We start from the raw sequence: 20,419 nt of genomic DNA on the forward strand, positions 1-20,419 counted from the left end.
GTCCGCGAACGGACCTTTTTTCATTTCACGCGTTGAGTTCCGCACTGCGAATAGAAAAATTCGCCATGTGTTCAAGGCCTTTGATCAGTGCCGAATGGTCCCACTGGCTGCCACCGATGGCGGCGCAGGTGCTGAACACTTGCTGGGCATTGGCGGTGTTGGGCAGGTTGAGGTTCAGTTCGCGAGCGCCTTCGAGTGCCAGGTTCAGGTCTTTCTGGTGCAGCGCGATACGGAAGCCGGGGTTGAACGTGCCTTTGATCATCCGCTCACCGTGTACTTCGAGGATTTTCGAGCCTGCAAAACCGCCCATGAGTGCCTCTCGGACCTTAGCGGGATCAGCACCGTTTTTAGCGGCGAACAGCAGCGCTTCAGCCACCGCCTGAATGTTCAGGGCGACGATGATCTGGTTAGCGACTTTGGCGGTTTGACCGTCGCCATTGCCACCCACGAGAGTGATGTTTTTACCCATGGTTTGCAGCAGCGGCAGGGCGCGGTCGAAGGTGGCCTGGTTGCCGCCGACCATGATGCTCAACGTGGCTGCTTTGGCGCCGACCTCACCACCAGACACCGGCGCGTCAAGGTATTGTGCGCCGGTGGCGTTGATTTTCTCGGCAAAGACTTTGGTAGCAGACGGGGAGATCGAACTCATGTCGATCACTACCTTGCCCTCTGATACACCCTCGGCGATGCCGTTTTCGCCAAACAGCACGGCGTCGACGTACGGGGTGTCGGGCAGCATAACGATGATGAACTCTGAGGCTTCTGCGACGGCTTTCGGGCTGTGCAACACCTGTGCGCCGCCCTCGGACAGCGAGCCGGGAGGGGCGCTATGATGGTCTGACAGAATCAGTGCATGTCCTGCTTTGAGCAGATTCTGCGCCATGGGCAAACCCATGATGCCGGTACCAATAAATCCGATTGTTGCCATGGTAGTGATCCTTTTATTGTTGATCGCCTGGATTCCATTTGAACGCGTCAGGCACATGGAGATTCTGTGGGAACAAGCTGTGCTTTAAATCGCGTTGTATGTTTTCAGCCAGCCCAATCCCGCTTCGGTGGTGGTCAGCGGTTTGTATTCGCAGCCGACCCAGCCCTGATAGCCGATGCGGTCCAGGTGTTCGAACAGAAAGTGATAGTTGATCTCCCCAGTGCCGGGTTCGTGGCGGCCCGGGTTGTCGGCTAGCTGCACATGCTCAATAACTGGTAGATGGCTTTCCAGCGTGCGGGCCAAGTCGCCCTCCATGATTTGCATATGGTAGATGTCGTATTGCAGTGCCAGGTTTTTGCTGCCGACCTTGTCGCGAATATCAAGGGCCTGGCGGGTGGTGTTCAAGTAAAAACCTGGAATATCCAAGGTGTTGATCATCTCCATGACCAACCGAATGCCAACCGCTTCTAGTTTGTCGGCGGCGTATTTGAGATTGGCGATGAACGTGTTTTCGATCAGCTCAGCGCTGCCCTCGGCCGGACGAATCCCGGCCAGGCAATTGATTTGTGTATTGCCCAGAACCTGGGCGTAAGCGATGGCCAGATCGACTCCGCTGCGGAACTCTTGCACTCGGTCCGGATGACAGGCTATGCCGCGTTCGCCGTTGGCCCAGTCGCCCGCAGGCAAATTAAACAGCACTTGAGTCAGCCCGTTGGCGTCCAGTTGGCCCTTGATTTGCGCCGAGTTGAACTCGTAAGGGAACAGGTATTCAACACCGGTGAAACCCGCTGCCGCCGCAGCGTCGAAGCGGTGCAGGAAGTCGTGTTCGGTGAACAGCATGGACAGGTTGGCGCATAAGCGTGGCATGGTGCGTTCCTCAGTCGAAACGGTTGTCGGTCAATCAGCTTCAGTTCATCAGGCTGACGGAGGTAGGGGCATCGGCGCGGGATTCTGCCAGCGCTTCGAATTCATTGATTGCGTTAATTTCTGTGCCCATGGAGATATTGGTCACTCGCTCCAGAATCACTTCGACGACTACCGGAACGCGGTGCTGCTGCATCAAGGCGCTGGCTTCAGCAAACGCCGCTTGAAGGTGTGCCGGGTCAGTGACGCGGATGGCTTTGCAGCCTAAGCCTTCAGCCACCGCGACGTGGTCTACGCCATAACCTTCCAGCTCCGGTGCGTTGATATTGTCGAAGGCCAATTGCACGCAGAAATCCATGTCAAAACCACGCTGCGCCTGACGAATCAAACCCAGATACGAGTTGTTTACCACGACATGAATGTACGGCAGTTTGAACTGCGCACCCACGGCCAACTCTTCGATCATGAATTGGAAATCATAGTCCCCGGACAGCGCAACAACCTGACGATCAGGATCAGCTTTGGCCACGCCCAGCGCCGCTGGAATAGTCCAGCCCAGCGGCCCGGCTTGACCGCAATTGATCCAGTGACGTGGCTTGTAAACGTGCAGAAACTGCGCTCCGGCGATTTGCGATAGACCAATGGTGGTGACGTAGCAGGTGTCTTTGCCAAAGTAGCGATTCATTTCTTCGTAGACCCGTTGCGGCTTGACCGGCACGTTGTCGAAGTGGGTCTTGCGTTGCAGGGTGCGCTTGCGTTCCTGGCAGCTGTGCAACCACGCGCTGCGGTTCTTGAGCGTTCCGGCAACGTGCATTTCCCGGGCGACTTCGATGAACATTTCCAAGGCCGCACCCGCGTCGGAAACGATGCCCAAGTCCGGCATCAACACTCGACCAATCTGCGTTGGTTCAATGTCGATATGGATGAATTTACGGCCTTCGCTGTACACCGAAACAGTGCCAGTGTGACGGTTGGCCCAGCGGTTGCCGATGCCTAATACCAGGTCCGATTCGAGCATCGTGGCGTTGCCGTAACGGTGCGACGTTTGCAGCCCGACCATGCCCGCCATTTGGGGGTGATCGTCAGGAATAGTGCCCCAGCCCATCAGCGTTGGAATCACCGGAATACCGGTCAGCTCGGCGAACTCAACCAAAGCTGCCGAAGCGTCGGCGTTGATGATGCCGCCACCGGCCACGATCAGCGGGCGCTCGGACTGATTGAGCATCGCCAAGGCTTTTTCTACCTGCTTGCGGCTGGCCTTGGGTTTGACGATGGGCAGCGGCTCGTAAGCGTCGATGTCGAATTCGATGTCGGCCATTTGCACGTCGAACGGCAAATCGATAAGCACCGGACCAGGCCGTCCGCTGCGCATCAGTTGGAAGGCTTTCTGGAATACATAAGGCACTTGCCCCGGCTCCATGACCGTCGTCGCCCATTTGCACACTGGTGCGGCGATGCTAGCGATGTCCACTGCCTGAAAGTCTTCTTTGTGCAGGCGGGCGCGGGGTGCTTGGCCGGTGATGCACAAGATCGGAATCGAATCTGCCGAGGCGGAGTACAGGCCGGTGATCATGTCGGTTCCGGCCGGGCCTGAGGTGCCGATGCACACCCCAATATTGCCCGCGACCGCGCGGGTGTAACCCTCTGCCATGTGCGAAGCGCCTTCGACGTGACGTGCCAGCACGTGGTCGATGCCGCCGAGTTTCTTCAGAGCGGCGTACAAAGGATTGATGGCGGCGCCGGGAATCCCGAACGCAGTGTCGATTCCCTCGCGTTGCATCACCAGAACGGCCGCTTCGATAGCGCGCATGACAGTCATTTGGTAGTCTCCTGAAGTCGATAGTTTGAGTACCTGACTATCCTGCTTCTTCAAGATAACGTTGAGAATTGCTGCTTTAATCCTTTCTATCGGTATCAGGAGTATCGAATGGACCGCTACACCGAATTGCACAGCTACGTGCTGGTCGCCGCCAAGGGCAGCTTCGCGGCCGCGGCGCTGGTTGAAGGGGTGACGCCGGTCATTATGGGCCGTCGTCTGACTGCACTTGAAGACCGATTGGGCATCAAGCTGATTCATCGTTCCACCCGGGGCCTGACCTTGACCGACTTGGGCGAGTCCTACCTGGAGAGCGCCAAAGCGCTGTTGCGTACGTTCGAAGAACTCGACGCCAGCGTCAGCGAGAACCAAAGTGCGGTACGCGGCCATCTGATGGTGTCGGCACCCGCTGGTTTTGGCAGACGCCACGTAGCGCCTCACGCGCCGGAATTTCAGGCGCGGTTCCCGGAGCTTAATTTGTCGTTTGATTTGACCGACAACGTGATCGATCTGGTCCGCGAGGGTTACGACCTGTCGATTCGCATTGGCGAAGTGCTGGACCCCAATTACGTGGCGATTAAATTGTTTTCCAATCAACGGGTGGTGTGCGGTGCGCCGCAGTACTTCCATCGCCACGGCTACCCGCTCACCTTGGAAGACCTGGCGAAGCACAACTGTCTGACGTTCAACCTTCAGGGCGGCCAACACCGAGGCTGGACCTTTCAGCGCGACGGGCGCCAAGTCGCGGTGAAGGTTGCTGGCAATCTGTACTGCAACGACGGTGAGCTGTTGTTTGACTGGGCCAAGCGCGGTCTTGGCGTCAGTTGGCGTTCGGTCTGGGAAATTCAAAGTGCGCTGGAAAGCGCCGAGTTGGTGACGGTTCTGGATAAATTCGCGTTGCCCAGCTACGACATTCAAGGGGTTTATCCGCAACAGCATTATCTGCCCGCCAAAGTTCGGTTTTTCATCGCCTTTTTGAAGGAGGTTTACAACCGCCCCAATTACTGGGTCCAATCCTGAGCGTTGGCGGTTCGCTGCATTCTGACGAACCGCCGGTTGTTTCAGGTAAGACTCAACGACACGGCGGGCAAACCTTTGATCTCGCCAACGGCTAAACCCGGGCCTTCGGCGAAATACATACCGGTAAAAGAACCGGCAGTGATAACCGTTTCCTGGCTCAGCGTCAGGCCCTGGCCGGTGTGATGGTTGACCAGCCACGCCAGCAACCGCCGCGGATCCCCAGCTGGGTTGGCGGCTTTACCCGGCACGATGTTTTGGCCGGCGTATGTGAAGGTCATCTCAGGTTCGGCAAACGGGAAATCTTCCCTGTACTCGACAAATTCGCCCACGATCAAGGCTCCGTGGTTCAGCAAGTCGCCCAATTGCAACAGCGGCTCGACCTTTGGCCAGACCGCAAATCGGCTAGCAACCAGTTCGATGGTCGCCGCCATATAACCGATGCCCTGACGTACTTCTTCATCCGAGTAGGCGTCGGCGCGGGGTGCGAAGTCGCGGTTAAAACGAAAGGCGATTTCCAGCTCCAGGCCCGGCGGAAAATACGCGGCACGTTCGAGGCTGACGCCACTGGGCAACAAGCATTCAATGGGAAGAGGCGCGCCCTGAATCGGTCCGGTATGGGATTTTGAACCGATCTTCCAGCCGCCGACGGTTGATCCCCGCAGCCTTAGAACTTCTTGCTGCAACCTATAGGCCGCCGCCGCGTCGCCCGGCACTTGGTCCGCCGACACTTGGGCGATGGGCTGACGATGACGTCCGGCGTCGACAATCAGTTGAGCGATGTTTGACGCATGAGCGTTATCAGTCATGAGGGGCAGTCCTTCAACTCTTGAATGTGGAGTCCGCGCAGATTCGATCAAAGGCTGCGAGGGGATGAGACGCTCGGATCACTTGCCGACAATAACCGATGGCCGCTGCGGGTGCTGCTCGTCAATATCGATGGGCAAATTGCTCACGCATTCAAACTTGTTCTCGGGCTTCATGCGAAACGCCAGAATAACGCCGATGGCCATCAGCAGCATGCTGCCGACAAAGGGCAAATCCCAGCTGCCATAGCGGTCGATCAAATAGCCGGAAACCACTGGTGAAAGGATTGCGGCGGCGGCAGAGCCGGTGCTCATGATGCCGCTCGCGGTGCCGCTGAACTCCGGCGCGATGTCCATCGGGATCGCCCACATTGGACCAATCATCATTTCGGCGAAGAAGAAACCGCCCGCCAGGCAGGCCATTGAGATGTACATGTTGTGGTTGAACATGACCGGCATCAAGCACGCCAAGGTCAGAAACATGCACACCGCGACCATCCAGCTACGAGACTTCTTCAGCGACCCGGTTTTGATCAACAGCTTGTCCGTAATGACGCCACCCACCGTATCGCCGATCACACCGGCGAAGAATACTGCCGATGCAAACACCGCCGATTTCTTCAAGTCCATGTTGTAGCTGTGCAAAAAGTACTGAGGGATCCACGACAGAAATAACCAGAGCGTCCAGCCATAGCAGAAGTAAACAATGGTCACCGGTGCCATGCGTTTGAACAGGGCTTTCCACGGCACTTTAGGTGCAGGGCCTTTTGGTGCTGGCAACACTGCCAGTTCTGCTTGGGTGATCAGTGGGTGATCTTTGGGGTGTTCGGTAAATACGAAAGCCCAGACCACTACCCAGATCAAGCTGATGGCGCCACACACATAGAACGCCATGCGCCAGTTATACGTGGCCATCACGGCAACGATGACCGTTGGTGCAACCGCGTTGCCGATACGGGCTGCCGAATGGGTAATGCCTTGAGCAAAACCGCGTTTTTCTTTAGCCACCCAGCGCGACATCGCGGCGGTAGCGGCAGGGAAGGTTGCGCCTTCGCCCAGACCCAATAACAAGCGCGCGGCGAGCATGGAATACAGGCCGCCAGCGAAGCCGGTCAGAATGGTTGCCACACCCCATAAGGCGCCGCAAAAAATCAGCGTGCGCCGAGCGCCGTATTTGTCGCTTATCCAACCGCCAATCACCTGGAACACCAGGTAAGGGTAAGCGAAGGCGGAAAAGACCAGGCCGATTTGGGTATTGGACAGGCCGAATTCGACTCCGAAACCGGACGCTGCGGTACTGACGTTAACGCGGTCCAGATAAGTGATGAAGTACATGACGCAGAGCATGAGTAACACCAGACTCGTCGGGCGTAAGCGGAACCGTTTCATGACGCTATCTCCAGTTTCTTATTTTCCGTGCACCGATGCACATAGGTCGGGATAGATCTTTATTGTTCTACTCATTGGGAATTTTGTTGTTAATTAGAGCTTCCCAAGGAGCCAGCCCGTTGGCTCCACAGATTTTCGGTGAGCTTCAAGAGCGGCGCAGCGGGACATCCTGGGCGCCGAGGAAGTCCATCGCCGCAACTACACCGCTGCCGTTGAGCTTCACACCCGCCATTTTCAGGCCCATCTCGCAGCCGGTTAGCGTGGCCATCAACGTCAGGTCGTTACAGTCGCCCAAATGACCAATACGGAACATACGGCCCTTCATTTTGCCCAAGCCGGTGCCCAGCGACATGTCGAAGCGTTCGTAGATGAGCTTGCGCACCTGGTCGGCATCGATGCCTTCAGGGGTCATGACGCCGGTCAATACCGGGCTATAGACGCTCGGGTCGGCGCACTGAATGTTCAAGCCCCACGCGGTGACGGCGATTCGGCAAGCCTCGGCCAGGCGATTGTGTCGGGCAAAAACATTGTCCAGGCCTTCGGCCAGAATCATGTCCAATGCTTCGCTGAGGCCATATAACAGGTTGGTGCTGGGCGTATACGGCCAGTAACCGGTCTGGTTCATTTCGATGATGTCGTCCCATGCCCAGAAACTGCGCGGCAAACCAGCGGTTTTACTGGCAGCAATAGCCTTGGGCGAGACGGCGTTAAAACTGATACCGGGCGGCAGCATCAAGCCTTTTTGCGAACCGGAAATAGTGACGTCTACGCCCCATTCATCGTGGCGATAGTCGGCCGAGGCCAAGCCGGAAATTGTGTCCACCAGCAACAAGGCTGGGTGGCCGGCGGCGTCAATGGCCTTGCGCACGGCGGCGATGTCTGAAGTGACGCCGGTACTGGTTTCGTTGTGCACAACGCAGACGGCTTTGATGCTGTGGTTCAAATCCTGGCGCAGACGCGCCTCAATCATGAAAGGCTTGATTCCGTGGCGCCATCCTTCAACACCGGGCAACCCAATGAATTCGGGTTTCAGGCCAAGGCTTTCTGCCATTTTTTTCCACAAGGTGGCGAAATGGCCTGTTTCGAACATCAATACGCTGTCGCCGGTACTCAGGGTGTTGCATAGCGCTGCTTCCCAGGCACCGGTGCCTGAGGCCGGGTAGATAACCACCGGTTGTCTAGTTTTGAAAATCTGTTTAATGCCGTCCAGCACCTTCTTGCCAAGCTCTGAGAACTCAGGGCCACGGTGGTCGATGGTCGGATAACTCATCGCACGAAGAATCCGATCAGGGACTGAGCTTGGGCCGGGAATCTGTAAAAAATGGCGACCGGCAGGGTGAAAATCGAGTTTTACCATTGTCATCATCTCGCTATTGTATTTTGAATTCAAAATACAATAGCAGGGCTTTGCGTCGCGTCAATTTTAATGGAAACGGTTTTTTGGTCAGCAGTCATCGATTTAAAGCGCTGAAAATGAATTAACATTCATCCCGCCATTTGAGGACTCTGTATGCAAGATCCAGATTTCATGACTGAAAAGGACAAGGTTAAGCAGTTACCGAAGGTCGAACGTCAGCGTTTGCACGACACCGTCGTCGAGCATCTGCGCAGCTTCATTACCGAAGGGGTGCTACAAGCAGGCAGGAAACTGAACGAGCGTGATCTGTGTGAAACCCTCGGCATTTCAAGAACGCCGTTGCGTGAGGCGTTGAAGGTATTGGCCGCAGAAGGGCTAATTGTAATATCGCCTAACCGAGGAGCCAGTGTTGCGCGCATGTCGGAGCTGGAAATTCGTGAAGCCTTTGAGTTGATGAGCGGCCTGGAAGGTTTTTCCGGGGAGCTGGCATGTGAGCGAATTACTGATGGAGAACTGGCGGAAATCAGAGCGCTGCATTCCGCCATGATTGTTTGCAAGAACCAAAACGACTTGCCGGGCTATTACCAACGCAACCGTGCTATTCACGACTTGATCAATCAGGCCGCGCGTAACTCGGCGCTGTGTCAGGCCTATCAATCGCTTAATTCCAAGTTGCAGGCATTGCGGTTTCGGTCAAATTACCAAGCCCCAAAATGGGACCGAGCAGTCCACGATCATGAGCAAATGATCGAAGCGCTTCAGGCTCGTGATGGCAAGCGCTTGAGCTCGATCTTGCGAGCTCATTTGTTGGAAAAGCGCGATGCTCTGATGTTGATGGTCCGTCAGGACGATGAGCATGATGCGAAGTCGATCCGCAGTTGAGTGCTCAATGATGACGTGGTCAGCCAAACAATATTCTGCTTTTGAACGTGAACGTACCCGCCCTGTGCGTGATCTTGTTGCTGCGATTCCACACCATGAAGTGCGTTTCGCCATCGACTTGGGTTGCGGGCCGGGAAATTCAACCGAAGTGCTTGCCAAGCGCTACCCCGATGCCTTTGTAAGTGGCATCGACAGTTCTGAGGACATGGTTGCCGCTGCCAATAAACGACTGCCCTCAATGCAGTTCGAGGTCAGCGACATCGCGGGCTGGAAGCCGACTCGCCAGTACGACGTGATTCTGGCGAACGCTTCTTTGCAGTGGGTGCCGGACCATGAGCGGTTATACCCGTTTTTGGTCAAACAGCTTACACCCGGTGGCAGCATCGCCATTCAAACCCCGGACAACCTGGAAGAACCCGCTCACCGAATGGCCCGAGAAATTGCCGCGAACGGCCCGTGGGCCGGAAAAATCAGTGGCCAAATGCATCCTCCCCGCCATGAAGCCGAGTATTACTACAACCTGTTGACGCAGCATTGCAGCAAGGTTGATGTGTGGCGAACCACGTATTACCACCCACTTGCTGGCGGCGCAGAAGCGGTTGTCGAGTGGTTCAAAGGATCGGCGTTGCGCCCGTATCTCGGTCCGCTGGACGATGCCGAAAAAGCGGCGTTCCTCGCGCAATACCTGGCTGCCATGGAAGCAGCCTATCCGGTTTCGACGGACGGCAAAGTGTTGTTGCCATTTCCAAGATTATTTATCGTGGCCAGTCGATAGCGTGGGTCGAAGAGGCCGGAGCTAACATCTTAAAAGATCGCTTCTTAAGCTTTTTTATAGCGAAAGGCTTACACGAAGAAGGGAATTTCGCTCTAACCACGTTGCCGCTGTGAGCGATACTATTAACTCATCAACGCAGGCGCTTGGAGCGCCAGTGGATCAAGGATGATCGACCATGGCTCGGATGGCCACCGACAGGATGTTGGGATGGTCTTGGATAAACCCGCTCAGGCGGGTTTTTTATTGCATGCGAGAAACGACGTGGCTTTAGTCAATTTTCTTTAAGTTCATGCGTCTTGTGATCGTCGCGCACAAGGCTCGGCAGTCAGCGTGCCAGCAATGAAGGTTGAGCCTGAAATCAGGTTTACAGTTGCGCCATCAAACACTCAAAAAAACTTCGCCGGTAAGCGCTTGGGGCGGTTACCGGCGAAGCGAAGTTCAAGCTTTAGCAGTAGCTGTCAACAACACGAACTTCTGCAGTTTTACCTAAGGACTGCCATTCCCGGGTCAGTGTTTGCAGTACCTGTCCCATGAAATGCTCATCAGCGGCGGCTTTCTTACCAACATAACCTTGGCCCCGGCGGTACATCTTCAGCCTGGCGCGCATGCTCGGGTTGCATTGCTCGAATTCACCTTCCCCTGCGCTACTCGACAGCCGGTCGATGTGAACGTCTCCGGCTTCGCCAACCCAGAGAATGTGGCTGTCCAAACTGTCCTTTTGTGATGCGAACAGTCGGGCGAGTTGGTCAACAGTAGGCTGATTGTTCAAGTTCATCGGTATTCCCCTAGACCATTCGTTGATCTGTCAGTGGTTAGTTCAATGGACCCTATGGTCGATCGAAGGCACATCAGGCAGGGGTTTGATGAGGGCAGGAGGGCAAGCGGAAATTCAAATAGATGATGGGCGACAGTAATACGGTCAACCACAAGCATCATGAGAACGTTTCGCCAGCTTTCTCGTCCTTGCGGAACGATCCTGCCAGTCAACTTCATCAATCTGCCTTGTGGGCAGTACACATCCGCTAACGACTCGACGGCTCGTCGAGTGTGTTTGGAATACCTTTGCCGGCGCTCCCGATCGGGGAGACAGGGCCATCATGCCGGGACGAATAGGGGTCGTCAACCGTTATGTAGTGTTTTTTTTAAGGCACTACATAATTTTACACTCCGTCGAAGGCGGGCCAGAGGGCCTAAGCTAGAGGCTCGCTAGCGAATCTACTCGGTGGGCTATCGATTTTCGCGCGATGCCGGTTGGTAACCTGAATTGAAAAACTCCAGCAGGGGTTTGCCTTCCCGGTGGCTGCTTGCGGCATCAGTCAGTGCCTGGCCGATATCATTGATCGAGTGACGTTTTGCCGGAGGAAGTTGCAGACGTCCGGTTGCCATCCTGTTGAGCACATCTTCAAGCAGTGATCGAGTTTGCTCGATGGGCGTGACGGCCAACCAATGGAAAAGGTACCAGCCTTCAACGGTGATGCTCTTGTAGATGAGTTGCGGCGTGAAGAGCGGTAATTCAAATGCTCTGAGTTCGGTTTGTCGGTGCGATGAAAGTGCGCCGTAGACCAGCATTTGACCGCCTGGCGCCAAGTGGCGGGCAATGGTTGCACCGACGGTCCCAGCCACCGAGTCAATCGCGAATGACGGGCCTGTGCCTGCGGTCGCCGCCAGTAGCTGTTGCGGCCAATCTTCGTCTTCGGTACAAATAACTACGTCACCACCCAAGGCAATGATTTGAACCATTTGCTCTTTGCGTCGGATCAGATTGATGGTGCGAAAACCTTCGCTGCGTGCCAGTTGTAAAACCATGCGTCCCACAGTTGACCCAGCAGCAGTTTGCACCAACCAGTCGCTGGCTTTGAAACCACGTAAATTCCGAGTCAATGCCAGTGCTGTAAAGGGATTGATCATGGCTTGCGCCGCGTCGTCGTCCGAGATTGTGTCGGGCACAACCACCAGCCGTTCTGCCGGGACAACGATGAACTCTTGCCACGTACCTGGAACATTAAGTGGAATCACGCGGGTGCCGATGGCAGGACTGAGCACCCCGGCGCCGAGCGCATCAACAGTGCCCATGCATTCCAGTCCCGGGCTTGCAGGTAGCACAGGTTGACGTCCGAATTTACCCCGCAGCACGTGCAGATCACCCGGATGAACCGGTGACAAATGCACCCGTACCCGAACCTCGCCGGGCGCCGGAATTGGCTTTTCCGCATTCTCCAGCATGAGGACTGCTGACGGCTCACCGGTGGCGCGGAAAACAAAGCGCTTCATTGGATTTCCTTGATCAAAAATAAACCCTGCTGCCAGTAGTAGATGGCAGTAGGAGCGATTGAGTAACCAGGCGCAACTACCGTTAGTTGGAAGGGCTCATGGCGATTCGCCAAGTTGAAAAGCCTACAAAGAGCGTGGGCTTAAGAGCCGATCCCCGGGCCACGGCCCAGCGATGTTCTATCTACAGATAGATAGCCGTAGATTAAGTTTGGTAGGTTAAAACGTCAATAGCTATCTACTGATAGAGAGTTTTTTGGCTGCCGGTCCCATGATTTCATTTTCATAAAGGCATTCCTCACAGGGCCTGATATCGGTCACTTCTCCGAATAGGCACTGTATTCGGCGTCTAAGAGCCGGTACTTTGAAGCACGTGTCTCAAGCACCGACCATCGCAGGTCATGAATTGCCTTACGACTACTCCAATTTTCAAACAAGAGAATCGACGTCATGAAATTCGAGCCCTTCGCCAAATCGCTTATTGCGACGGCATTCGCCGTTAGTTACACCTGCGTTCAAGCAGCGTCACAAGCCCCAGTCGCCGCTGAAAACGGCATGGTGGTCACAGCCCAGCACTTGGCGAGCCACGTCGGCGTTGATGTGTTGAAGGCAGGTGGCAACGCGATTGATGCCGCAGTGGCGGTCGGCTATGCGCTGGCGGTGGTTTATCCCGCAGCGGGTAACCTTGGCGGTGGTGGATTCATGACTGTCCAGATGGCCGACGGTCGTAAGACGTTTTTGGATTTCCGGGAAAGGGCGCCATTGGCGGCCACTGCGGACATGTACCTCGATAAAAACGGCAACGTTATCCCGGATTTAAGCACCAAGGGCTACTTGGCGGTTGGAGTTCCCGGCACTGTGTCGGGTATGGAATTGGCGCTAACGAAATACGGCACCATGAAGCGCGAGCAAGTTATCGCGCCCGCGATCAAATACGCTAATGAGGGTTTCGTGCTCGAACAGGGCGACGTCGATATGCTTGAAACGGCCACCGACGAATTCAAAAAGGACATCCACGACTCGGGTTCTATCTTCCTGAGCAACGGCGAGCCGCTGAAGGTTGGCCAGAAACTGGTGCAAAAAGACTTGGCCAGGACGCTAAGGGAAATCTCCAGCAAAGGCACGGATGGCTTCTATAAAGGCTGGGTAGCGAAAGCAATCGTGTCCTCAAGCCATGCCGGTAAAGGACTGATTACTCAGGCAGACCTGGATAAATACCAGACCCGAGAATTGGCGCCGATTGAGTGCGATTACCGTGGTTACCATGTAGTGTCAGCGCCGCCTCCGAGTTCGGGAGGGGTGGTTATATGCGAGATCATGAATATCCTTGAAGGCTACCCGATGGCGGATCTAGGATTCCGCTCGGCCCAAGGTATGCAATACCAAATCGAAGCCATGCGTCACGTGTATGTCGACCGCAACAGCTATCTGGGCGACCCGGATTTCATCAAGAACCCGGTCGCGCATTTGCTTGATAAGAACTATGCGGAAAAAATTAGGGCGGCCATTGACCCACATAAAGCCGGTATCTCTCGCGAGATTAAACCTGGCGTCGCACCCCATGAAGGTAACAACACCACTCACTATTCAATCGTAGACAAGTGGGGTAATGCCGTTTCGGTGACCTACACGCTTAATAATTGGTTTGGTGCAGGGGTAATGGCTAGCAAGACCGGGGTGATGCTCAACGACGAAATGGACGATTTTACGTCTAAGATCGGTGTTCCCAATATGTACGGTCTGGTGCAAGGAGAGGCCAACGTTATTGCTCCAGGAAAAACCCCGCTGTCTTCAATGAGCCCCACTATTGTTACCAAAGACGGGAAGACGGTCATGGTGGTGGGCACGCCAGGCGGCAGCCGGATTATCACGGCTACGCTGGAAACAATGCTGAACGTGATTGACTACGGGATGAACATTCAGGAAGCGGTCGATGCTCCCCGTTTCCATCAGCAGTGGTTGCCTGAAGAGACCAACTTGGAGCCGTTCGCGATCAGCCCGGATACCCAAAAAATTCTCGAGAGTTGGGGGCAGAAGTTTTCGGGCGCGCAGCCCTCTAACCACGTGGCAGCCATTCTAGTAGGAGCTCCCTCTCTCGGTGGCAAGCCGGTCGGTAACAATCGGTTCTATGGTGCAAATGACCCCCGTCGTAACACGGGGCTTTCGCTAGGATATTAAATGTGTAGACGAAGCCCTGCTGCAGGGCTTCGCTGTCGGCCTTCTAAGGAGGTTCACCTCCTACCCATGGAATCATGAAAATAAGCCTACCTAGTGATAGATAATCGTTGACGATGTGTAAGGCGCCGCCTAGTATCTATCACTCGATAGGTAGATACCAACTGGTGCTCACATGAAGATTTATGATATCCCCGGCTTCCCTAGTCCTTTGCGTATCCGAGTTGTATTGGCCGAAAAAGGTCTGGCGTCGAGAGTCGAGTTCATCAACATTAATTTGCCGGGCGCTGAACATAAGCAACCGGCTTTCTTGGCGATGAACCCGGCCGGCACCGTCCCAGTATTGGAACTTGACGACGGTTTCTACTTGTCGGAATGCACTGCCATCACCGAATACCTCGACAACCTGGATGGCAACCCGACGCTTACCGGCACCACGCCAAAAGAAAAGGGCATCATCCACATGATGCAAAAACGTGCGGATGACCAACTCATCGACGCAATCGGCATCTACTTTCACCACGCCACGGACGGCCTGGGCGAGGGTTTGAAACCGTACAAAAGTCCTGAGTGGACTGATCGCACCGTCTGGGGTGAGATGCATCGGGACAAGGCCATCAAAGGCATGAAGTACTTTGATTCGGTATTGAAAACCCAGCCTTACGTGGCTGGCGACCAATTCTCGATGGCGGATATTACGGTCTGGGCTGGCTTGATCTTCGCCGGTTACGCGCAAATCAAAGTGCCGGAAGAATGCACGGCGCTCATCGCGTGGAACGCCAAAGTTGGCGAACGTCCAAGCGTGAAAACGCCTGCCTAAAACTGGCTGACTTTCTCAGCGCCCCGCCCGATGACCTCGAGTGGGGCGTCTGCTTTTAGCCCGTGGTGACTTTCAAGAAGTGAGAACAACTTGATAGGAACCTTAGTGCGCTGTGCAGGGGTGTGCGACTGTCTCTTCAGTTGTTCACAACGCATTCGCAAGAGAGCGGAAGTTAATAAGTGCGGCCAGGTATCAGTCGCCATCGGCAATGATCGGCGCAGCGGTTGCGTCTCGTATTACCGCAAATCCGAGGGCCGATATCATTTGCACGTTTTTTCAGTTTCGCCAGCAGTCTGATTATGTTTTGTCGCTAGGCCTGACCGAAACATAAACTTGGAAATTGATGGTGAGAAAAATAGTTCTATTCACCCCGAATGTACTGCTCCAACTGCCGAATCAAATCAGCCTGTTCGGCAATTGCTTCCTTAACCAAGTCACCGATCGACAACAATCCTACTAGTTGCCCGTCCTTCACCACCGGTAAATGTCGCAGGTGGCTATCGGTCATGATGCCCATGCAGGTTTCGATGTTCTCACTGGGGCTGACGGTAATAATGCGCTCGCTCATAATCGTGCTTACCAGCGTATCGGCTGACGAGCGGCCCTTCAGCGCCACTTTTCTCGCATAGTCGCGTTCACTAATAACCCCGATCACTTGGTCATTCTCGACCACTGGCAACGCGCCGACATTTTTCTCTGCCATCAGGCCAAGCGCCATCAATACAGTCTGATGGGGAGCAATGGTGTACACCTGGCGATAGTTTTCGGCTTTAGCATTCAGTAGTTGCGCGACGGTCTTCATTAAGGTCTCTCCAGCAGGCTTCAAGGAGGCGACCGCGAATCGCCCGAATTGTCGCTACAGAATCGTAGAGTATGGCCAATTGGGCAAGGTCGAAACGGATACTTAGGGGATAGAAAAATCTGATTAGACGTTTATCTGGCAATAGGATGTCGTTCTCACCACTAAATCCGCAGCAGCCCGGGTTTAAGCAATTTACTGGGTTCGCTTGCTCAATAGTATGAAGCGGTCGAGACAGTGGTTTATGTTCAATATGGTCGCTGCCTCCGAACAGAAAGCCACCTGACCAGATCGTCTTCATATGGACTTCACCGCTTTTTCACACACCCGCCCATAAGCTAAACGTTGGATACAGCCACCGGAAGATGCGCTTAGACCGCAGGCAAGTGCCTGACAACGTTTGCCGCTGCATTTGGGCAGTGATCGGCCCGGTCAAGCGGAGCCGATCTGGGTCAGTATCGCCAGTGGAGGCAATGATGTCGCCGTAATCCAGCCACTTTGCGTTACGCTAAACCCCTGTATCCTTCGCTGATCGTCTTTGTGAGTCGCACACGCCTATGTCAATTCGTCCCGTCTTCCTGTTGTTTGTACTCGGTTGTCTGTTGTTCTTCGTCGGGTTGGGTAATCACCAACTGCAAGGTTCCGCCGAACCCCGCGTCGCTGGCATCGCCATGGAAATGTACCTAGATAACGATTGGGTGACACCGAAGCTAAACGGAGAACCGTTTCTCGAAAAGCCGCCGCTGAGTTTATGGCTGGACGCGGGCGCCATCAAAGTGTTCGGTGCAAACACATGGTCGGTTAGGTTGGCCTCTGCGCTGGCGGGATTGCTGAGCATACTGGTGCTTTATGGCGCGCTGCGTAAATTAGGACGTCCGGTGATGATATCGGCTGGGGCGGCCGTTTTACTGGCAACCATGGGCAGCTACTGGAGCAATGTTCGGCAGGTCGGGGAAGATTCGTTGCTCTCGTTAGGCGTCACCTTGGCGCTGCTCGGGTTTTTTCTCGCTAACCGACATTGGACTTCGCAGCATCGTCATTCGATTGCGCGCTGGTCCATGTTCGCGCTGGGTATAGTCATCGCTACCTTGAGCAAAGGTGTACTGGGGTTGGCGCTGCCGGGCGCGGTAATTTTTGCGTTTCTGGTCGCGCAAAGCCTGATCGATAAACGCTTTGTGCTTGCCGATTGGTTATGGCCGGCTTGCGTTACCTTGGTTGCCTTGGTGCCATTGGCGGTATGGCTCGGATTTTTGTATCAGGCCGGCGGTTCATCAGCGATTAACGAAGTGCTCTGGGCTAACAGCGTAGGGCGTTTCGGTGGCGGGTTCTCAGCGGCCGGACATTTCGAGCCGTTCTATTACTACTTGGCTAAGTTGCCACAGTCATTTCTGCCTTGGAATATTCTGGTTTATGTCGGCCTCTGGCACTTTTGCAAAAAAATGCGCGCCAGTCCGTATCTGCTTTTTTTCGGACTGTGGTTGTTGGCGCAGTTTACCTTGCTGACGCTAGCGTCCAGCAAACGCATGGTTTATCTGATGTCGTTGACACCAGCTGCCGCGGTCATCGCGGCTGAGTACACGTCAGTGCTGTTGGAGCGACTGCGTGAACGATCCGCTACGTCATTAAGAGCGCAGAAGCTCGTACATCACCAGCGCGCATTGATATTGGGTCTTCTGGGCCTGATCGTTGTCAGTTATCTGTCAGTGGCGATCTGGGTCATTCCACGGGAAGATCGTAAAGAAGCTTTCACCCCGATCACCGAGCAGATCCGGGCGTTGCAGGCAAATGGTCAACGGGTTGTATTGTTCACACCCAGTGAACGACTGGCGGGAGCGGGAGTGTTTTACACCCAAACCTTGTTAGTGGCTCTTCAATCCGAGGATCAGCTCAATAGCTTCCTCGCGGAGTCACCCACCAATGTCGCGGTGATGGAACGTCAGACTGACCCGGTCGCGCCACTTAAAATCTTGAAGAAAATTGTAGTGGGCAACCGCGCCTATTACTTTATGGTGATGTGAGCAGGGTCAGTTTGCGGGTAGAGCAAGATCACTTCGGTGCCTTGCTCATAACGCGTTGCGTCGGTGGGTAGCTGTTCGAACTCATGCCGCTCATCTTCGCTATTGACCCGCATCACTACACCAACTGACCCTTCACGTCGCGCCTGCGTCAGCCATTGCTGCACATTGGCAGTTTTGACGGTTCGGTCCGCAACGTCCGGGTAGGCAAGGCCATATTTGGCCTCACCTACCGTGTTGTAGAGCGTCACTCTGGGATTCGCTGTCCTCCAGGCCAGTGCCGACGCAACAGCCAAATCGTTACTCATCAACGAGTGGCTTAGGCGAAGTGCCTGCGCATGCTCGGCTATAAACTTGCCAGGCGTCTTGTTGTCGACGACGTTGTCAGGCAACGCCGTAGGCAATAGCGCGACTGCCAACCACATACCTACCGCCGGGGCGAGGTAAAAAATTTCAGGCTTACTGATTTGCAACGCATTGGCCAGTATCCAGCAAGCCAGTGCAACGATCAGCAGAGCCAAATGCAGTGGTTCATGGACGAAGAGGGGATGGTTGATTTGCAGATAAACCACCGCTACTACAGCGGCCAAACCTAATACCAAATTGAAGACGGCATTGGTGCGTATAGCGAGGGTTTTGGCCTGTTCGAGCCAATTGATCAGCGCATCGCCAATTAGTAAAGCTAACGGCAACATGCACGGCAAGATGTAGGGTGGGAGTTTTCCTTTGCTCAGGCTGAAAAAAAACAGTGGTATGCACAGCCACATCAGCAGAAAAACGGTCTTCGGTTGTTGTCGGTTTTGCCAGGCGTGCTTCAACGTGGTTGGTAAAAGCAGCGCCCATGGCAAGCTCGATGCAATGAGCAGCGGACCATAGAACCACCAAGGCTCGGCATGCTGCGCGTCATCGCCTGCGAAACGGCGGATGTGTTCGTGCCAGAAAAAGAATCGCCAGAAGTCAGGCTCGCGCACATGAATAGTCAATACCCACGGCAGTGAGATTAACGTAGCGACCAGCACAGCGATGCCACCATACCGCAACAGTTCTTTAACGCGCCTCTGCCAGATCATGTAAGGCAGCGCGATCAACACCGGAAGCAACAGCGCCAGAAACCCCTTAGTCATGAAGCCCATGCCACAAGCCAATCCCAACACGACCCACGCAATAACTTTTGTTCGGCGTGCTGCACCGTCGATGGCATACCACAGCGCGACAATGCTGAGGTTTACCCATAAGGCAAACTGCGGATCTAGGTTGGCGTAACCGGCTTGGCTAATGATTAGCCCAAAACTCATGTACACCGTCGCACACGCCAAGCTTGTGCGTGGCGAGTTCCACAACCGCTGGGCAATCAGGTAGGCCAGCACGGTACTCAGTCCGAGACTTATTGCCGAGGCAATACGAACGCCGAATAGGTTGTCGCCAAACAGGGATTGGCCAAGGGCAATTATCCAGTAGCCAAGCGCAGGTTTTTCAAAGTAGCGCAGACCCATCAGATGGGGAGAGGCCCAGTTACCACTTAGAAGCATCTCCTGACTGATTTGTGCGTAGCGAGTTTCGTCAGGTATCCACAGGCCGTGAGTCGTCAGTGGTAGCAAATAAAAGATAACAAAGGCCAGCAACAACAGAATAACGGCCTGGGGTTTGACCATGAAATTGGGCATCACGTCGTGCTCGATGTTGATCGCTGAAAACTTACGGTTTCTTATTCAGAGTGGCTTCCCAGTCCTGATAGTTAATCAAGCCGAGCACTTTCGGGTGGCCGTCGGCGCTAATGGACACAAATAACGTACTGGCATACTCGCTGGTCTTAGGGTGGGCAAAACCCAATTCTTTTTCCAGTGTGCTTATGCAACCGCTGTGGGTAACCAATACCATGTTGCGATGAGCGGTCTTGTGGGCCACTAAGTCGTCGAGCATGGCGTGCTCGCACTTGGCCAGCCATTCTTCATCAGGGCTGGCTTTGCCAAACATGGCGAATGAGGTTTGCTGGGTGCGGTGAAGGGGGCTGCTCATGACGTCTGTATTTGCCATGCCCAGTCTGTTGAAAGCCTTGCCAACCAAAGCTGCGGTGTCGCTGCCTGCTTTAGTGATGCCGTCTTCTGGGCCCAGGCATGGATTAGCAGACCGATCACAGCGTTCGGCATGTCGCACGAGAGCAACAATGTCACCTTGTTGCCAATGGCTGTAGACGTCAGAAGTCATCATGTTTTCGTGCTTGCCCAGATCTGTTGGAGATTTAGGCCACCAGAAAAATCCTGCAATTAATGCAATGCACAGTACGAGAACTATGCCGACCACGATCTTTTTAAGCCTAGTTGCGGCCGCCGTTGTTAATGACGATGCAGGTACTTCAGCTGATGATTTCATCTGCTTAGTGCTCCGAGAGAATGATTTTACGATGCGTAGGTTTTGCGACCCTGAAAGCTTGTTAGTCGGCTTTCAAGGAAATGTGTGCAGTTCGTTATAGCAAGAATCGTAGGGTGTGCGACGTGGTTTCGCGGTAAA

17 protein-coding genes are annotated in these 20,419 nt (G+C 54.6%); 6 read left to right on the forward strand and 11 right to left on the reverse strand.

Annotated features, from left to right (window positions below; translation table 11 throughout):
- Window positions 1-25: 25 nt before the first annotated feature.
- The 3 genes from QN378_RS01320 to gcl form a co-directional block, all read right to left on the reverse strand.
- Window positions 26-928, reverse strand: a complete 903-nt coding sequence (locus tag QN378_RS01320; RefSeq protein ID WP_323547238.1) for a 2-hydroxy-3-oxopropionate reductase — start codon at window positions 926-928, stop codon at window positions 26-28.
- Window positions 929-1,012: 84 nt separating this feature from the next.
- A complete protein-coding gene (hyi, locus tag QN378_RS01325) occupies window positions 1,013-1,795 on the reverse strand; it encodes a hydroxypyruvate isomerase (protein WP_323547236.1) in 783 nt (260 codons plus the stop codon).
- Window positions 1,796-1,835: 40 nt separating this feature from the next.
- A complete protein-coding gene (gene gcl, locus QN378_RS01330; protein ID WP_322203897.1) occupies window positions 1,836-3,611 on the reverse strand; it encodes a glyoxylate carboligase in 1,776 nt (591 codons plus the stop codon).
- Between the two features lie 108 nt (window positions 3,612-3,719).
- On the opposite strand from gcl, the gene QN378_RS01335 reads away from it, so the two are divergent.
- Window positions 3,720-4,628: a LysR family transcriptional regulator gene (locus tag QN378_RS01335; protein WP_323547233.1), complete on the forward strand. Its 909-nt coding sequence runs from the start codon at window positions 3,720-3,722 to the stop codon at window positions 4,626-4,628.
- 41 nt (window positions 4,629-4,669) lie between these two features.
- Here the strand turns inward: QN378_RS01335 and QN378_RS01340 are convergent, their stop codons facing one another.
- The 3 genes from QN378_RS01340 to QN378_RS01350 all read right to left on the reverse strand — a co-directional run bounded on the left by QN378_RS01340 (window position 4,670) and on the right by QN378_RS01350 (window position 8,177).
- Window positions 4,670-5,434 (reverse strand): 2-keto-4-pentenoate hydratase, encoded by a 765-nt coding sequence (locus QN378_RS01340; protein ID WP_323547232.1) that lies wholly within the window; start codon window positions 5,432-5,434, stop codon window positions 4,670-4,672.
- A 78-nt stretch (window positions 5,435-5,512) separates the two neighbouring features.
- Window positions 5,513-6,820, reverse strand: a complete 1,308-nt coding sequence (locus QN378_RS01345; RefSeq protein ID WP_323547230.1) for an MFS transporter — start codon at window positions 6,818-6,820, stop codon at window positions 5,513-5,515.
- A gap of 145 nt (window positions 6,821-6,965) precedes the next feature.
- On the reverse strand, window positions 6,966-8,177 hold the full coding sequence (locus QN378_RS01350) for a pyridoxal-phosphate-dependent aminotransferase family protein (protein ID WP_323547228.1): 1,212 nt from the start codon (window positions 8,175-8,177) through the stop codon (window positions 6,966-6,968).
- A 153-nt stretch (window positions 8,178-8,330) separates the two neighbouring features.
- On the opposite strand from QN378_RS01350, the gene QN378_RS01355 reads away from it, so the two are divergent.
- Window positions 8,331-9,059: a GntR family transcriptional regulator gene (locus QN378_RS01355; protein ID WP_322203887.1), complete on the forward strand. Its 729-nt coding sequence runs from the start codon at window positions 8,331-8,333 to the stop codon at window positions 9,057-9,059.
- Between the two features lie 10 nt (window positions 9,060-9,069).
- On the forward strand, window positions 9,070-9,834 hold the full coding sequence (gene tam, locus QN378_RS01360) for a trans-aconitate 2-methyltransferase (protein ID WP_323547270.1): 765 nt from the start codon (window positions 9,070-9,072) through the stop codon (window positions 9,832-9,834).
- Window positions 9,835-10,279: 445 nt separating this feature from the next.
- Here tam and QN378_RS01365 read toward each other — a convergent pair whose 3' ends face one another.
- Both QN378_RS01365 and QN378_RS01370 read right to left on the reverse strand, forming a co-directional pair.
- Entirely contained in the window at window positions 10,280-10,609 is a 330-nt protein-coding gene (locus QN378_RS01365; RefSeq protein WP_322203885.1) for a hypothetical protein, read from the reverse strand.
- 452 nt (window positions 10,610-11,061) lie between these two features.
- Window positions 11,062-12,105 carry a zinc-dependent alcohol dehydrogenase family protein gene (locus QN378_RS01370; RefSeq protein ID WP_323547225.1) on the reverse strand — a complete coding sequence of 348 codons (1,044 nt, stop codon included), beginning with the start codon at window positions 12,103-12,105 and terminating at the stop codon, window positions 11,062-11,064.
- 447 nt (window positions 12,106-12,552) lie between these two features.
- Between QN378_RS01370 and ggt the strand changes: the two genes are divergently transcribed.
- The gene (gene ggt, locus QN378_RS01375) at window positions 12,553-14,280 is read left to right on the forward strand and encodes a gamma-glutamyltransferase (protein ID WP_323547224.1); all 1,728 of its coding nucleotides are present in this window, start codon (window positions 12,553-12,555) and stop codon (window positions 14,278-14,280) included.
- Between the two features lie 172 nt (window positions 14,281-14,452).
- Complete coding sequence (locus QN378_RS01380) at window positions 14,453-15,097, forward strand: glutathione S-transferase (protein WP_322203880.1); 645 nt, start codon at window positions 14,453-14,455, stop codon at window positions 15,095-15,097.
- A 361-nt stretch (window positions 15,098-15,458) separates the two neighbouring features.
- Here the strand turns inward: QN378_RS01380 and QN378_RS01385 are convergent, their stop codons facing one another.
- Window positions 15,459-15,899: a CBS domain-containing protein gene (locus QN378_RS01385; RefSeq protein ID WP_322203878.1), complete on the reverse strand. Its 441-nt coding sequence runs from the start codon at window positions 15,897-15,899 to the stop codon at window positions 15,459-15,461.
- A 554-nt stretch (window positions 15,900-16,453) separates the two neighbouring features.
- On the opposite strand from QN378_RS01385, the gene QN378_RS01390 reads away from it, so the two are divergent.
- Window positions 16,454-17,914, forward strand: coding sequence for a glycosyltransferase family 39 protein (locus tag QN378_RS01390; protein WP_323547221.1), 1,461 nt, complete (start codon window positions 16,454-16,456; stop codon window positions 17,912-17,914).
- On the opposite strand, the gene arnT is transcribed toward QN378_RS01390, so the two are convergent.
- Both arnT and QN378_RS01400 read right to left on the reverse strand, forming a co-directional pair.
- Window positions 17,896-19,563 carry a lipid IV(A) 4-amino-4-deoxy-L-arabinosyltransferase gene (gene arnT, locus QN378_RS01395; RefSeq protein WP_323547268.1) on the reverse strand — a complete coding sequence of 556 codons (1,668 nt, stop codon included), beginning with the start codon at window positions 19,561-19,563 and terminating at the stop codon, window positions 17,896-17,898. The two genes, QN378_RS01390 and arnT, sit on opposite strands and share 19 nt — an antisense overlap.
- Before the next feature lie 43 nt (window positions 19,564-19,606).
- Window positions 19,607-20,119: a histidine phosphatase family protein gene (locus QN378_RS01400; protein WP_323547219.1), complete on the reverse strand. Its 513-nt coding sequence runs from the start codon at window positions 20,117-20,119 to the stop codon at window positions 19,607-19,609.
- Window positions 20,120-20,419 lie beyond the last annotated feature (300 nt).

Origin of the sequence: Pseudomonas sp. 10S5 (genome assembly GCF_035019745.1) — a bacterium.
In the GTDB taxonomy this organism is placed as follows: Bacteria; Pseudomonadota; Gammaproteobacteria; order Pseudomonadales; family Pseudomonadaceae; genus Aquipseudomonas.

Excerpts from the sequence above, each read along its gene's own strand:
- QN378_RS01365 (WP_322203885.1), bottom strand. The coding sequence starts at position 10,609 with ATGAACTTGAACAATCAGCCTACTGTTGACCAACTCGCCCGACTGTTC.
- QN378_RS01320 (WP_323547238.1), bottom strand. The coding sequence starts at position 928 with ATGGCAACAATCGGATTTATTGGTACCGGCATCATGGGTTTGCCCATG.
- QN378_RS01335 (WP_323547233.1), top strand. The coding sequence starts at position 3,720 with ATGGACCGCTACACCGAATTGCACAGCTACGTGCTGGTCGCCGCCAAG.
- QN378_RS01370 (WP_323547225.1), bottom strand. The coding sequence starts at position 12,105 with ATGAAGCGCTTTGTTTTCCGCGCCACCGGTGAGCCGTCAGCAGTCCTC.
- QN378_RS01350 (WP_323547228.1), bottom strand. The coding sequence starts at position 8,177 with ATGGTAAAACTCGATTTTCACCCTGCCGGTCGCCATTTTTTACAGATT.
- QN378_RS01340 (WP_323547232.1), bottom strand. The coding sequence starts at position 5,434 with ATGACTGATAACGCTCATGCGTCAAACATCGCTCAACTGATTGTCGAC.
- QN378_RS01400 (WP_323547219.1), bottom strand. The coding sequence starts at position 20,119 with ATGATGACTTCTGACGTCTACAGCCATTGGCAACAAGGTGACATTGTT.
- gcl (WP_322203897.1), bottom strand. The coding sequence starts at position 3,611 with ATGACTGTCATGCGCGCTATCGAAGCGGCCGTTCTGGTGATGCAACGC.
- QN378_RS01390 (WP_323547221.1), top strand. The coding sequence starts at position 16,454 with ATGTCAATTCGTCCCGTCTTCCTGTTGTTTGTACTCGGTTGTCTGTTG.
- QN378_RS01345 (WP_323547230.1), bottom strand. The coding sequence starts at position 6,820 with ATGAAACGGTTCCGCTTACGCCCGACGAGTCTGGTGTTACTCATGCTC.
- tam (WP_323547270.1), top strand. The coding sequence starts at position 9,070 with ATGACGTGGTCAGCCAAACAATATTCTGCTTTTGAACGTGAACGTACC.
- ggt (WP_323547224.1), top strand. The coding sequence starts at position 12,553 with ATGAAATTCGAGCCCTTCGCCAAATCGCTTATTGCGACGGCATTCGCC.
- QN378_RS01355 (WP_322203887.1), top strand. The coding sequence starts at position 8,331 with ATGCAAGATCCAGATTTCATGACTGAAAAGGACAAGGTTAAGCAGTTA.
- hyi (WP_323547236.1), bottom strand. The coding sequence starts at position 1,795 with ATGCCACGCTTATGCGCCAACCTGTCCATGCTGTTCACCGAACACGAC.
- QN378_RS01380 (WP_322203880.1), top strand. The coding sequence starts at position 14,453 with ATGAAGATTTATGATATCCCCGGCTTCCCTAGTCCTTTGCGTATCCGA.
- arnT (WP_323547268.1), bottom strand. The coding sequence starts at position 19,563 with ATGGTCAAACCCCAGGCCGTTATTCTGTTGTTGCTGGCCTTTGTTATC.
- QN378_RS01385 (WP_322203878.1), bottom strand. The coding sequence starts at position 15,899 with ATGAAGACCGTCGCGCAACTACTGAATGCTAAAGCCGAAAACTATCGC.